Source organism: Arthrobacter sp. YN (genome assembly GCF_002224285.1).
Classification (GTDB): Bacteria; Actinomycetota; Actinomycetes; order Actinomycetales; family Micrococcaceae; genus Arthrobacter.
The window spans coordinates 4,770,008-4,782,943 of sequence record NZ_CP022436.1; the positions used below are offsets into that span (position 1 = coordinate 4,770,008).

The 12,936-nt window shown below is 60.1% G+C and carries 13 protein-coding genes; 8 read left to right on the forward strand and 5 right to left on the reverse strand.

All coding sequences use genetic code 11. From position 1 onward, the window contains the following. Nucleotides 1–59 precede the first annotated feature (59 nt). Together CGK93_RS21935 and CGK93_RS21940 are read left to right on the forward strand one after the other, a co-directional pair. Nucleotides 60–971 carry an alpha/beta fold hydrolase gene (locus tag CGK93_RS21935; RefSeq protein ID WP_089596673.1) on the forward strand — a complete coding sequence of 304 codons (912 nt, stop codon included), beginning with the start codon at nucleotides 60–62 and terminating at the stop codon, nucleotides 969–971. Between the two features lie 81 nt (nucleotides 972–1,052). Next, on the forward strand, nucleotides 1,053–1,646 hold the full coding sequence (locus tag CGK93_RS21940; protein ID WP_089596674.1) for a histidine phosphatase family protein: 594 nt from the start codon (nucleotides 1,053–1,055) through the stop codon (nucleotides 1,644–1,646). An 88-nt stretch (nucleotides 1,647–1,734) separates the two neighbouring features. Here the strand turns inward: CGK93_RS21940 and CGK93_RS21945 are convergent, their stop codons facing one another. Genes CGK93_RS21945 through CGK93_RS21955 form a run of 3 tightly spaced genes read right to left on the reverse strand, consistent with a single transcriptional unit; the run spans nucleotide 1,735 to nucleotide 3,148 of the window. Beyond that, nucleotides 1,735–1,986 (reverse strand): hypothetical protein, encoded by a 252-nt coding sequence (locus tag CGK93_RS21945; protein ID WP_089596675.1) that lies wholly within the window; start codon nucleotides 1,984–1,986, stop codon nucleotides 1,735–1,737. A 2-nt stretch (nucleotides 1,987–1,988) separates the two neighbouring features. Continuing rightward, nucleotides 1,989–2,585 carry a hypothetical protein gene (locus CGK93_RS21950; RefSeq protein ID WP_089596678.1) on the reverse strand — a complete coding sequence of 199 codons (597 nt, stop codon included), beginning with the start codon at nucleotides 2,583–2,585 and terminating at the stop codon, nucleotides 1,989–1,991. Further along, nucleotides 2,582–3,148 (reverse strand): hypothetical protein, encoded by a 567-nt coding sequence (locus CGK93_RS21955; RefSeq protein ID WP_089596680.1) that lies wholly within the window; start codon nucleotides 3,146–3,148, stop codon nucleotides 2,582–2,584. The genes CGK93_RS21950 and CGK93_RS21955 overlap by 4 nt, the downstream gene beginning before the upstream one ends. 325 nt (nucleotides 3,149–3,473) lie before the next feature. On the opposite strand from CGK93_RS21955, the gene CGK93_RS21960 reads away from it, so the two are divergent. Further along, entirely contained in the window at nucleotides 3,474–4,178 is a 705-nt protein-coding gene (locus CGK93_RS21960; protein WP_157731941.1) for an SDR family oxidoreductase, read from the forward strand. A gap of 112 nt (nucleotides 4,179–4,290) precedes the next feature. On the opposite strand, the gene CGK93_RS21965 is transcribed toward CGK93_RS21960, so the two are convergent. Beyond that, the gene (locus CGK93_RS21965) at nucleotides 4,291–6,111 is read right to left on the reverse strand and encodes a heparinase II/III domain-containing protein (protein WP_089596683.1); all 1,821 of its coding nucleotides are present in this window, start codon (nucleotides 6,109–6,111) and stop codon (nucleotides 4,291–4,293) included. 219 nt (nucleotides 6,112–6,330) lie between these two features. Beyond that, entirely contained in the window at nucleotides 6,331–7,155 is an 825-nt protein-coding gene (locus tag CGK93_RS21970; RefSeq protein ID WP_198318290.1) for an AraC family transcriptional regulator, read from the reverse strand. Between the two features lie 226 nt (nucleotides 7,156–7,381). Here CGK93_RS21970 and CGK93_RS21975 point away from each other — a divergent pair, with 226 nt between their 5' ends. From CGK93_RS21975 to CGK93_RS21995, 5 genes are all read left to right on the forward strand, one after another. Then, nucleotides 7,382–8,128: an RraA family protein gene (locus CGK93_RS21975; RefSeq protein ID WP_198318291.1), complete on the forward strand. Its 747-nt coding sequence runs from the start codon at nucleotides 7,382–7,384 to the stop codon at nucleotides 8,126–8,128. Beyond that, complete coding sequence (locus CGK93_RS21980; protein ID WP_089596689.1) at nucleotides 8,112–9,257, forward strand: glycoside hydrolase family 88 protein; 1,146 nt, start codon at nucleotides 8,112–8,114, stop codon at nucleotides 9,255–9,257. Before CGK93_RS21975 ends, CGK93_RS21980 begins: the two co-directional genes overlap by 17 nt. Continuing rightward, nucleotides 9,254–10,267, forward strand: coding sequence for an ABC transporter permease (locus CGK93_RS21985; protein WP_232481453.1), 1,014 nt, complete (start codon nucleotides 9,254–9,256; stop codon nucleotides 10,265–10,267). The genes CGK93_RS21980 and CGK93_RS21985 overlap by 4 nt, the downstream gene beginning before the upstream one ends. 50 nt (nucleotides 10,268–10,317) lie before the next feature. Then, a complete protein-coding gene (locus tag CGK93_RS21990) occupies nucleotides 10,318–11,184 on the forward strand; it encodes a carbohydrate ABC transporter permease (RefSeq protein ID WP_089597708.1) in 867 nt (288 codons plus the stop codon). A gap of 90 nt (nucleotides 11,185–11,274) precedes the next feature. Beyond that, a complete protein-coding gene (locus CGK93_RS21995) occupies nucleotides 11,275–12,909 on the forward strand; it encodes an extracellular solute-binding protein (RefSeq protein WP_089596693.1) in 1,635 nt (544 codons plus the stop codon). Nucleotides 12,910–12,936: the final 27 nt, after the last annotated feature.

Consider the following 12,936-nt stretch of genomic DNA (forward strand, 5'->3'; position numbering starts at 1 on the left):
ACCGCGCCGATCCAGAACGCCCGCTGCTCCGAATCACTTGCAAAGACCAGGAGCAGCAGGTGATCACGGAAGTTCTGCAGGAAGCGTCCCTACCGGGCAGCGCAGTTTTTAGGCGGGAGGTGATTCCCACCCAACTGGGTCCGTGCGCTGTACGCGTTCAGGAAGCCCCGAGGAGGCGTGACCACATCGCCGACGTCTACCTCCACGGTGCCGCGGGATCGTGGACAACCTTCCAACCACTGCTCCCCGGCTCCCGTGAACGCGACCAAATCCTCCTGGACCTGCCCGGCTGGGGTGACTCCACCGTAAATGCGCGGCTGGAGTCCGCTACCGTCGAGGCCATGGCGGGTGCCGTGGTCGAGGTTCTGGACAGCCTCGGTTACCGCACGTGGAACCTGGTGGGCCACTCCATGGGTGGCGTCATTGCCTTGCATCTTGCTGCGGCGTGGCCTGAACAAACACGCAGCGTTGCGGCTATATCGCCCACGGCCTTCGGCGTTGCCCACTCTGTCCGGCATCCGTGGCGCGGGCTCGCGACGCTGCCGTGGTTTGTCGGGATGCTCCTGCTCATGCGTGCCATGGCAGCCCCGGGTGCCTGGGGCCTGGCCCTGATCCGGGGTGTCGGCGCCACTCCACTGATGCGGCTGCTGTTGTCGCCCCTCTTCGCGGACCCTGCGGCCATTCCGGCGGACGTCATCCGCGGGTTGGGACGCAACGCCCGCCCACGGGCCTTCTGCGCAGCAACGCGGGCCGTGGCGCAGTACGACTTTGCCCAGTGGAACGGCATCAGGTGTCCCATCCTTGCAATCCGCGGGGACAGCGATGCGTTCACTCCCCCATCCGATCTTGATCAGCTGGCCTCCGCTGGGCCGCATGTCAGGACCATGACAGTGCCGAACTGCGGCCACTTCGCGATTGCCGAGCAACCCACCCTCGTCACGGAACTGCTGGACGAACTGCGGCACCGCTGAACGCCCGACGGCGACCTCCCGCCGTCGTGCGCTTCCTTGCGTGACGTACGGAACTGCGGTCCCGCAGGTACGCAGGGCACAATGGAAGGCATGACCCTCACAACTTTCGCCCTCGTCCGCCATGGCCAGACCAACTGGAACGCGGAGCGCCGGTTGCAAGGGTCCACCGATATTCCGCTGAACGACGTCGGTCGCGGCCAGGCGCGCGAAGCCGTCGCCTTCCTGTCGGACCAGCCGTGGGACGCCGTGGTGTCCTCGCCGTTGGGCCGTGCCGCCGAAACTGCGGAGATCATCGCCGAAGGCCTTGGCTTGAAGGTTGCACGGCTGGTTCCTGAGCTGACTGAACGCAGCTTTGGACCCGCCGAAGGGCTGCAGGCCGGCCCGGAACTGGAGGCCCTGCGCATCCCGGGCGGTTTCCGCGACGGCGAAAGCGACGAAGCCGCCGCCGATCGAGGAATCGCAGCGTTGGAAGAACTCGCTCAAGAATTCGCCGGCAAGCGCGTCCTGGTGGTCGCGCACGGCACGTTGATCCGACTGACTCTCAGCCGCGCGATCGGACGCACCTTGGACAGCGTCCAGAACGCGGTGCTAAACCTGGCCCACCACCACGTCACCGACGGCTGGCAGTTGGAGTACTTCAACGGCGAGCGCGTCACGGCCGACGTCGAGGCCTGATTGAGCGTCTTGCCCCAAGGAAAGGCGGCCGCCGGTTTCGGCGACCGCCTTTCACCTGCCGACGGCTGAACCTTCGGCGGTGGGCAGCTTAGTAGTTGTAACCGAAGCTGCCGATGTACATCCGCTGGTACTTGTTCCAGTGGCACGGAGTAACCGCAGTTACCGACCCCCCATAAGCCTGAATCGCTGCACGGAGTTCTGCTGAACACGCAGCGTTGGTGGCCCTGACCACTTGGTAGGTGTTGTAATCAGCGTGGGCTGGCGCGGCCATCACCAGCGCCCCTGCACTGAGGGAAATTCCCGCCACCGCTGTTGCAAGGACCGTTTTGAGCTTTTTCATCATTACCCCCTGTTGGACTGCCTTGAACCTCCCACACTAGGGGCACCTTCAACGCGCCGGGAATGGGCAGAGGTCCCCTGCCCGCCGCTCAGCGCGGCTTCCAGCAAGCGGTCGAAGCTGGACATTCCGTTCCGGGGATGGACTGCCGTGATCACTGCGCGCCACCTCGCCGGAGCATCTTCGTCACGCGCGAGGACCCGCTGTACCTGCAGCCGCAGGCCCGGCACTCCGCTAACGGCGATTGGCCACGACTCGCCGCTCCTGATGATCCGGTTGAGTTGCTTCACCGAGAGCCCGCAGCGGGAGCTGCCCGTCACCTCATCGATGGTGTCATTGACCCTCTTGGCGATTCCCCGAATGAACTTCCGCTGAGCTGCGATAACAGGAATCGTGAGAAGACCTGCGAAGACCACCGTGAACAGGGCGAGGGCTCCGATGCTTCTGAACGCGGGCGAAAAGACCATCAGAAGCAGCCCCAAAAGCAACCCCAGCACGCCGAAGATCACGAACTTGATGACTGGCTCGTCGCCCGACTTCCTTTCCCAATGAACCACTGTGACCGCGTCCTTGGGGCATGGTGGTTGCGCTGAATCTTTCATGGTCGGGGTCCCTTCACTTCCATGAGCGCTTCGGCCAGGACGACCGCTTCGCGGGCTTGCCTCAGATCGCTGAGCAATCCAAGGTCCGGGGTTGTAGCAGCGGCGCCGTTTGCGCCGGCAAGTTCATAGAGGGCGCTTTTCAGGTTGTGCCGGTCTTGCGACACTGCACGTGACGCCTGCAGTTTTGCCCTGCCGGCCTCCAGCTCACCCAAGGACTTGTGGATGGCGTCACGGTGGTCTTGCAGCAGGTGCAACTTTTCGGTGATGCGCTCTGTCTGCGCGTGGTGAAGTGCCACCATTTTCACAGCTGTAGCGTGGAGTTCACGCAGAGCGGCATATGTCTCCGGTTCGCCGGCGCAGCGGTCAAGTTCCAGGGCGACCCTGGTCCGGCGTTGCTCCCATTTCAAGGAAGCACCCTGGTACTTCTCCACGAGCAACGAGACCGCGCCGAGTGCCTGGATGACGGATCGGAGCCGTGTGCTGAGACGGGCTGCGGCGTCGTCCAACCTCTCGATGAAGGCAGCGTAATTGTCCGGGGGCGGAAATTTGTCCTCTGGGTTCATGGGCCCCCCGCCCATCCCATCCGTGGTGCTGCATCTTCCCGCAGGAAGGCCTGGTCCCGCCCACTGAAGCGGGAGCCCGGCAAGGAAAACGCTCCCCAAACGCCCATGTCATGAGGATAGAGGCTTCGGGCCGCCGGTCATAGGCCCTGCTGTCGATGGTCCAGGCCTACGCCTGTGGCTGGTCGGAGCCGTCCTGCTTGGCGCCAATCGGCTGTTCACCGGGTAATCGTCGAATTGTGCAAAAGAAAGTCCCCGGTGCAATGGTTCGACATCAAGGCGCGAGGGGAGACTGGACAAGGACATCCAGACTACCCAGGAGTTATCATTGCGCTCGGATCAATTGAGTGGAGTTCGTGTTGCCGTCACCGGCGCAACGGGCGGTATCGGAAGAGAATTGGTTCTGGCGCTTGTGGCGCTTGGCGCCGTTGTGGCGGCCACGGGGACCTCGGAAGAACGACTTACCGAACTGCGCGGCAGCCATGATGGCCTCCTCACCTATGCGGCAGACATCACGTCCGAAGCTGATGTAGCCGGCTTTTTTCATGAGATCGGTACCCGATGGGGCGGCGTCGATGCTGTCATCAACCTCGCCGGGACATCAATACCCGGCAAAATAGAAGAGATGCCGGCCGCCGATTTCCTGAAGATGCTGGAAGTCAACGTCATGGGTACGTTCTTGGCTTGCAAATACGCAATCCCGCTGCTCACCGACAATAAGGGCCTCGTCATTAACGTCAGTTCATTGGCGGGTTCACGTCCCAACGCGACGGCGCCCGGATATTGCACGGCGAAGGCCGCCGTTTCCATGTTCAGTGACGCGTTGGGGTTACAGATCAAAGACAGAAACCTCAGGGTCAGCAACCTTTCGCCGGGAGGGGCCGACACTCCTTTTTGGGGTGACCGGCCCGTCAAGCGCGAAGCGCTGATGTCTCCGGCCGACGTCGTCTCGGCGATCCTCTTCGTTCTCGCAACGCCGCCACACGTCGTCGTACGGGAACTGAGTTTCGAATCCACCGGCCTTCCGCACTAACTGCTCAAGAAGTAACCGCAGTGAATAAACCCCTCGCAAGCCGCGGGGGTTTATTCAGTACGTCAGTTATTTCTCCCAGCACTTACTGCCGGTGGCGGGGCGCCGAAACCCCTCAGCTGGTTCGCTGTGCCGCACTGCCAGGAATAGCCCGAACCCGAAGCTTGGCGCTTGAGCCGGCCGGCGTTGACAAGCGGATGACGATACGACGCAGTCCTGGATTGGGCGAATCCTGGAGCTCACGCGCTCCGGAGACGTCCTCCACCGCAATGGTCGTTTCCGCCGAGGGTTCCACCATCAGCGCCAGCGACTGTCCGTCTTGAAGGAGCAGCAGTCCTTGGGGTGTCCGGCTTACTTCGGCCCCGGTGAGCCATTGCCAGGCTGCCTGAACCGGTTGGGATCCAGTTGTCCACTCATCGCTGATAAGAACTGTGTTGTCAGTATCCAGCAATACCGTCCGTTCAACCCGTGTGACCTGCCCGCTGTAAAGGGACGTCAGGTCTACCACGTTGGCCGGTACTCCTGGCCGAGTGGCCAACACAGTAATTTCACCTTTGCCGGAAACATCCTGGGCCGCACCATTGAACCGCAAGATATTGTGCCCTTCAGGGCCTGCGCGGAAAGTATCCCAGCGGGTACTGCCTTGCGAATAGTCCCAAAGGGCGATCCCGGCAGCACGCATCCGGTCGTAGCTCTCCGTACCCGGATCCACTGCCCAGCGGACCCCGTCAGCCTCCAGAACGAAGCCTCCCACGTCCATATGAGCATGCGAATGTTGAGGGGAACCGCCTTTGATTGCAACGAAAGTGGCCCGTGGATCGGTCCAACTTGATCGCATCACCGCTACTGGCAAAACTCCACCTGCTGTCCAATGATGTGAACGCATTTCATTTTTTGCGCTCAGTTCCGGATTCCACCAAAGAAGTTCACATGGCAGGAGTCGGTTGGGGCGGAGTGCTATCTCGTCCTCTGATGGCTGGGACAGACGTTGAATCTCCGCCAGCTCGTCGACCGCCAGATCCAAGCGACCCAGTTCGCCGGCAAACCACAGCATGATGGGCTCATTCTGGTTCTCAACGTTGTAATCGGCGTAAGTGAATTCCAGACCCGTCGGTCCGGTCATTTGAAGCTTGAAGTCGGCGGATTCAAGAAAACCAGGCAGTTTTTCCAAGCCCCAACTGCCTCCCCCTGCAGAGCGCAGGGCCTCGATCAGAATGACATGGAACGAGGTCCCGTAGGCCCAGTAACTCACACCTTCGGGATAAGACCCATCCGGGGCATAGACCTTTCCAGCGATCGGGACATTCCTGACAGCCCTGTTGACAATCCTTTCGGCCAGACCAGGATCACGTTCCGCGACAGCCAAGGCGCCCACACTCAGTCCGGCGTTGCAGACCTGATTCCAGTTATAGTCTCCATCAACCCAACCATTAATGCCCTCCTCCGCGTTCAGCGAAGGTTCAAGGGCTTTTGTCCTGATCGCAGTGGCTATGTAGTCCCTTTCCTCCTCCGGGATCTCGTCGTAAAGCCAATCCAGGCCGATGCCCGCGGCCAGCGCAGCTTCACCAACACTCAGGAAGTGGCCAGTCCCCCAGTTCTTCAAAGCGGCCAACCCGCGGAGCTCATCCCGGGCCCGATCCAGGTAACGCGCATCGTCACTGAGACGGTAAGCCATGGCCAACGCAAGGATACGGCCCTGAACTTCACGCACGGGATACAAAAGGATCGGAACGGATTCATAATCCACCGGACCAGCGCCGAGGACCTCCTCGGCTATCTGCCCGATCAACGCTTTGATCTTCCGGGAGACGTCGTCATCCTGAGGCTTGAGGCTGGCAAAACGCGCCGCATCAACCAAGATTCGCGGGTGGCCAGGCAACTGCCGCAAATGCTCTTCAGAAATCATGCGGTAGTCGGGTGCAGCGGGTTTTGACATGACGTTGTGTCCTTGGGGATGCGGGAGTTTTAGGACGAGCCGCCGGGAAGAGTGCAAGTCCCCACCCCCTTCGAGCTGAGGCTTTCGCCCGGTAATGGGCGACGTCGTCGCTTCCCAGCTTGTGACACTCTTGCCACCAGGGCCAGAGACGTCAGCGGAATGTGCAAAATATAGTCCGTTGGACAGGGTTTAGAAGCATCCTTGGCAATAAGCCGTTGATCAGCCCTTTGCCAATCGCGAGGGGTTAATTCCTGTCACGCGCTTGTACAGGCGGCTGAAATAGTAGACATCCCGGAAACCCAACAGCCGGGCGGTTTCCGTGACGTTGTGCTCGCCACTGCTAAGGAACTCAGTGGCCTTGGTGATCCTTATGTGCTGTTGGTAATTGGTGGCCGTCATGCCCGTCACTTTCTTGAAAACCACTCGAAAATGCGAAGGGCTCAGGCCGCTCATCTGAGCCAGTTCCTCGACTGAATAGACGGTGGCATAGTTCTCCAGCAAATGTCCGGTGATCGCTGCGACACGACGTGCATGCGGCGCCGAAAGCGCCGGCCGCGTGTGCTCTTCAACGGCACGGGAGAGAACAAGGGATAGCAGGCCGCGGATCTGAAGCTGGTGGCCGGGCTGCTTTGCTTCCCAGGCCACCCTCATCTGATAGAACAAATTTCCAACTTCTGCCGGCACATTATGCGTAATGGGCGGAAGGTCCTTCAGTAGATTGGCCGACTCCTCGTCCAAGGCCGCCAACTGAAAAGCCGCGGATACAAAGTGCCAGGGGTCATCGTGATCACTGCGGCCCGTGTGGGGCAACCCCTTAGTCAGAAAGATCAAGGTTCCGGACACCACCCGGTGCGAGGTGCCGTTCACCCGATAGTAGGCCTTGCCGGAAACACAATAGGCCAGGATATGCGAGCGGGAGTTGACGAAGTCCTTGATCCCCCATGACGGATTAGGTGTTCGATTGATGACGTAGTCCACGCCGGTAACAGCGCAGTCATAGGACATGGCGATGCCACTTACGGGACCTTCCGGAAGCTCTTCCATACGCTCGTCTCCATGGGTTGTTCCACACCTCATGCGAGTGTGTGGCCTGTACAGTAGCATGCTGCCCGCAGAAGCCGGAGCGTCGTCGAATAGTGCAAATTTACGGCGCGGAAGGAATGGGAAAAGCCCTCCCGCCTTCCTAGAGTTGAAACCCAAGGAGCACGCCCCCATCGGGCGAGTGAATCCACATTCGACTACCGCAATCAACGACGAAAGGCGGACACCCATGTCCCCGCACACCTTGGGCGCCGACCCAGCACACGTCACGGAACGGGCAGGTTCGGATCGCATGAGTTCCACTCAGCAGGCCGGCGACAAAGCATTGTCCGACCGTGAACTGTGTGATCGTTTTCAGGTCATCCCTACTGCAGCGATCAATGACGTGCTTCGCAGCAAGGGCCTGATCCAGCAGGTGCTCCCACCTACTGTTGAGGCCCTTCAGCCGAACATGCGGGTGGCGGGCATTGCTTTCACCATCAAGGGTTCGAAGAACCTTCAGTTGGCCAACGAGATGGAAGAACGCGCTGCAATGCTCGAAGCCATCCCCCAGGACGCTGTTTGTGTGTGGGACACGTCAAACGACGACGAGTCCGCTCAGTGGGGCGAGGTCATGACCATGGCCGCGCAAAGGCAGGGCTGCCGCGGCGCAATCGTCGACGGCGGAGTGCGTGACACCGACAAGATTCTGGAACTGGACTTCCCGGTTTTCTGCCGGTACCGCACGTCGAATGGCATGCTCGGCCGCTTCCGAATGTCAGCCTGGCAGGTTCCCGTCCGCATCGGACAAGTCACCATCCAGCCGGGCGACATCACCGTGGGCGACATCGATGGCGTGATCATTGTGCCCCGCGCAATCGCTGAAGAAACGCTGGTTGAAGCAGAACAGATCCAGTTCGACGAAATCAGCCTTAAGAAGATGATCACGGACGGCGTAGCTCCGCGGGAGGTGGTGGAACGTGGTGGCTACTTCTAAACTCGTGGCCGGGTGGCATCCCGCGTCCACCCCGGCGCCCAAAACACCTCACGAGATTGCTGTCGGACTGTACAACCACTACAACGACCTTGAGGAAATCAAGGCCTACTACGGCGTGCTGGCCATCTATGGCCTTGCCCGCGCGGCAGTGACAGCCTCCGACGAGCAACTGTTGAACAGGGTCGAAGACATCGTCCGGCGATTCCCTGACGAAGTGTCCCATCCTCACTACAACTTCCCCAGCTACAGCATCGGCGGAATTGCCCAGGCTTTCTTGAGCTCCATCGGTCGGACACAGGACCGTGCGCTGCTCCTGCGCGACTTCGCAGAAGAACTCATGACGGCGCCGCGCAACGCTGAAGGGATTATCAAGCTCCCCGGTACGGATGATTCAATCTGGATCGACGCCGCCATGGCCTCCTCGCCTTTCCTGCTGTACGCAGGCCTGACACTTGATGAACCCCGGTACGTTGACGAGGCCGTCACTCAGTCCGTGAAGATGTACGACGCTTTCCTCAACCAGGACAACGGCCTGCTGCATCAATGCCGCAGTTTCATTGCACCCGGTGTGCTTTCCCAGGACCACTGGGGGCGGGGCAACGGGTGGGGTATCTTCGCCTTGGCGGAACTGCTCCGCGGGCTTCCCGTCGATGCTCCCCGCCGCTCTGAAGTGGAGAGTCGGTTTGTTGCCCTGTGCACCGCCCTCCTCCCCCACCAGACCCCCCGCGGTTTATGGCGTCAAGAAATCCCCATGGAGTCCGCATGGGAAGAGGCCTCAGGATCCGGACTCATCCTCTACAGCTTCGGCGTGGGCATCGAACAAGGAGTTCTCACTGAAACGACATGGGCTGACGCCGTAGTTCGCGGCCTCACAGGTCTCAGCGAATGGTGCATCAACCAGGACTATTCCACTGAGAACAGCTGTCCCGGCACCCTGTGTCCCGGCACCGGGGAAAGCAAGGGAACGGTCGAGGCCTACGTCCAGCTGCCCGTGCCTCACCGCGATGAACACCACAGCTTCTCCGCACTGATCCTGGCTTTGTCCATTGCGCCCGTTGTGGGCGTTGAACACCTTCAGCTGCGAGCCACCCCACAAAGCACCACATACCTTCCGGCGATGACATCATGAGCCTGCAGCGAACGGCCTCAACCACGGCCGAAGAAGAGCTTAAAGCCACAGAGACGGACAAACCAAGGCGCCCCAGGCAGTCAAAGAAGTCCACCCACCAGCCAAAGATGTCTGTTCGGAAGAGGCTGCGGCGGGACCTGACGCTGTTCCTGCTGCTCACTCCCGGCCTGCTGTTCTTCCTGATCTTCCAGTACTGGGCACTGGGTGGATACGTCATCGCGTTCCAGGACTACGTCCCGTTCCTTGGAATTGAAGGCTCCGATTGGGTGGGCCTGGAGAACTTCCAGGCGTTCTTCGGCGACCCTGCGGTCTGGCAGGCAGTCAGGAACACCCTGCAGATCTCGGCGCTGCAACTGATCTTCTTCTTCCCGGCACCAATCGCACTGGCGATCTTCCTGCACAGCGTTCAGTTCGACTGGGCCCGGAAAATTGTTCAGAGCATTGTCTACCTTCCGCACTTCATTTCCTGGGTGATCGTTGTTGCGCTCTTCCAGCAGGTTCTCGGACCTGTTGGTGTTGTCAACGGATGGCTGTCCGACGCGGGTCTTTCAACCATCGACGTCATCGGCAACCCCTCGGCCTTCCAGCCCCTGATGGTCGCACAGTTGATCTGGAAAGACTGCGGATGGGGCATGATCATCTTCCTGGCGGCCCTGTACCGCGTAGATGAGCAACTGTATGAAGCTGCCGCTATAGACGGCGCAGGCTGGTGGCGAAGACTATGGCACGTCACCCTCCCGTCCATGCGCCCCATCATCGTCCTGCTCTTCATCCTGAAACTCGGTGACATCCTCACGGTCGGATTCGAGCAGATCTTCCTCCAACGCAACGCCGTTGGCCCCGAAGCTGCCGAAGTTTTGGACACCTTCGTGTACTTCTCCGGCGTCATTGACGGCAACTGGGGCTATGCCACGGCGGTAGGACTGCTGAAGGGCATCATCGCCGCAGTGCTCGTTTACCTGGCTAACAAGGCCGCCCACAAACTAGGAGAACAGGGGCTGTACCGATGAAAGCCTTGCTGAACCGGACGATCCTTGCAAAAACCGAGCGACCAGCGTGGATGAAAAAACCGCATCCGGCAATCGTGGCGCTCAAGGGAGTCTCGCTGCTGATCATCGCGGCGCTGATCATCTTTCCCTTCCTGGTGGTGGTCTCCACCAGCCTTGCCAGCAAGGAAGAAGTGATCTCCAGCGGCGGCTGGGTAGTCTGGCCGCAGTCCATCAGCTTCGAAGCCTATACAACAATCCTGTCCGGCGGTGTCGTCTCCCGGGCCACCATGGTCAGCTTGGGGATCACTGTTATAGGAACAGCGTTGTCCTTGATCGCCACGATCGGTATGGGCTACGCCCTGGCCCGCCCCCACCTTTTCGCCGGAAAACCGATCCTGCTGATGGTGCTCCTGACCTTCCTGTTTACGCCAGGCCTCATCCCGACGTATCTGGTAGTCCAAAGCCTCGGACTGATCGATAACTACGCTTCGCTGATCCTTCCCGTCCTGGTCAATGCCTTCAACCTTATTGTGTTGCGCGGCTTCTTCCAGGGCATCCCGGAGGAACTGTACGAGGCTGCCCGCATCGACGGCGCAGGTGAACTCCGTACGCTGTGGAACGTCGCCCTCCCTTTGTCCAAGGCAGCCATCGCTGTGGTGGGACTCTTCTACGCCGTCGGGTACTGGAACTCGTTCTTCAGCGCCATCCTGTACCTCAATGACTCAACCCGATGGCCGCTCCAAGTGGTGTTGCGCCAGTACGTGCTGGAAGGCTCACCCTTGGCCGGCAACGTGTCCAGCGCCGAGGCAATGCTGAGCTCCCCCACATCCATACAAATGGCCGTCGTGGTCCTGGCCATGATCCCCATCCTGTGCGTCTTCCCGTTCGTGCAGCGCCACTTCACCCAGGGCGTCCTGACCGGCGCCATCAAGTCCTGACCCCACATTCCACGTCACTGACAACCTCGCGTTGAGAGCTTTACTTCCTCTCTCCACGTACTCGGATGAATCACATCAAAGGAGATTACGATGAATCAGCCTTCCCGCAGAAACGTTCTGCAGTTCCTCGGCGCCGGCGCCTTGGGTGCAGCCTTCGGCCCTGCCTTGGTTAGCTGTTCCACCGGTGGCGGGTCAACAGCCAGCGGTTCCACCATGGCCCCATGGCCTACATTCGCCAAGGCAGTTGGACCTAAACCTGATCTTCCCAGCACCCTGGGCCCCAACGGCATTGATGGTTTCTTCAAATACCCAACGGACTTGGCCCAGTCGGTGACAAAAACAGTTGGTGACGGCAGCAAAGTTTCATCGCTGATCCTTAGCTACAGTCCACCACCCAACCCTGCTCCCCAGAACATCCGCTGGGCTGCCATCAACAAAGCTACAAACACCGACATTCAGCTCAACATCGTCCCGGCCTCCGAGTACACGCAGAAACTTTCCACCATCACGGCGTCCAACGACCTGCCGGACACCATGTTGATTCCCGCTTCACCGCCCATGCCGCGGGCCAAGCAGTTCGTACAGGCCAAGTGTCAGGACCTCACCGAGTACCTCAGCGGCGATAACATCCTGGAGTACCCCAACTTGGCAGCTCTCCCCCGTTATGCCTGGGAAGCCATGGGACGCATTGACGGCGGCATCTACGGTATCCCCAACCCGCGTGCAAGGACTGGAGGGGTTCTGCACGTCAACCGGGACCTGTTCGACGCAGCCGGCGCTCCTGAGCCGTGGACCAAAGAGCAGTTCACCAAGTCGCTGCGTGATGTCACCAAGGGTCCCACCTATGGCCTGGGCGCCTTTGCCGGCTGGGACTTCTCACTTGACACATTGGCTGGTCCCCTCGGAGCACCGAACCTGTGGAAGGAAGAGAACGGAGCCTTCACAGCTACCCGTCAAACACCGGAGTTCAGAGCTGGCCTTGAGTTGGCACGCGATCTGTACAAGGAAGGGCTGTACCACCCCAGCTCCAATACAGCGTCTCAGAACGACATGATGAATCAGTACTACGCGAAGAACGTCGCGGCAGTGCCGGGCAACTTCATGAACTACGCCAACGGAACCTTCTTTGACCGGGTTGGCGGCAACTTCCGGACCGACGTCGGTGTTCCTTTCGGTACGGAGATGACGAGCTGGCTTGGATCGGGAATCTTCGGTTACACCGTGTTCAAGAAGGCCGATCCGGAGCGCATCAAGATGCTGCTGCGCCTCTGTGACTACCTGGCCGCCCCGTACGGCACCGTGGAATGGGAACTGGTCCAGAAGGGCGTTGAAGGCCAGCACTTCAAGCGCACCCCTGATGGCCTGGAAATGACCAAACTGGCGTCCAGCGAAAACGCGAACACCACCCCTGTTTCCTACATCGCCAAAGCCCAGGAATTCATCCAGGTCCCCAATAAGCCTGAAGCCACCAAACGTGCCTTCGAGGTTTACGAAAAGATCGTTTCCAACGGAACCGCGAATCCCGCGCTCGGCTTGGACTCCGAAACCATGGAGCGCGAAGAGTCTGACATCCTGCGCAAGCTTTCGGACGTCAGCAACGCGATTGTCACGGGACGCTCGGACATCTCCGCGTGGGACTCGGCAATCGAGGTCTATAACACGGGAAGTGGAAAGAAGATCCGGGAAGAGCTCGCCAAAGCGTACGCCGAACAAAAAACCGCCTAGCAAGTGGGCGGCTCCAGCCGCCCGATC